The sequence below is a fragment of the Mesorhizobium sp. M7A.F.Ca.CA.004.04.2.1 genome (assembly GCF_004022825.1).
Taxonomy (GTDB): domain Bacteria; phylum Pseudomonadota; class Alphaproteobacteria; order Rhizobiales; family Rhizobiaceae; genus Mesorhizobium.
The window spans coordinates 1-686 of the sequence record NZ_RZPH01001625.1; the positions used below are offsets into that span (position 1 = coordinate 1).

A 686-nucleotide genomic window follows, 5' to 3' on the forward strand; every position below is an offset into this window, starting at 1 on the left:
CAGCAATTGCTTTCGGGTCTGCTTTCTCTGGCGCAGGAAGCCGAGAACGGCCAGCGTGGCTACCTGCTGACCGGCGAGAAATCCTATCTCGAACCCTATCGGAGCGCTGTCCGCGCCATTCCGGGCCAACTTGCCCGCATCGACAGCTTGACCGCCCCCGACGACCAGCTCGTCCAGCCGATCAACCATATCAAGGACGCGCTTTCGCAAAAGCAGGCTGAACTGGCCGAGACGATTGCCCTGTACGACCAGGGCAATGCGACGAATGCCCTGGATCTGGTTCGCAGCGGCCAGGGCAAGGCCGTCATGGACGAAATCCGGACCAGCATGGATACGGTCCGACGCATCAGTGCCGCAGCCATCGCCGCGCGCGACGCGCATACCGACCAGGTCGAGGCCTGGCTACGCATCGGTTCGCTGGCGGCGCTGCTGGCGATCTTCCTGCTTGCCGGCTACGCGATCAGGGAATCGCGCCGCCGCTTCCGTGAGGTGGCCGTCGCCCAGGATGAGTTGGTGCGCAAGAACGTCGCCCTCGGTAAGGAGATCGAGACTCGCGAAAAGGCCGAATCCCAGATCCGCCAGATGCACAAGATGGAGGCGGTCGGCCAGCTTACAGGCGGCATCGCCCACGACTTCAACAACATGCTGGCCGTGATCATCAGCGCCATGAACCCCGCCCAGCGCAA

1 protein-coding gene is annotated in these 686 nt (G+C 63.4%); it reads left to right on the forward strand.

The annotated features are described in order from the left end of the window. Window positions 1-686: CHASE3 domain-containing protein (locus EN893_RS36565; RefSeq protein ID WP_206640269.1), on the forward strand; the 686-nt coding region annotated here is incomplete at both ends.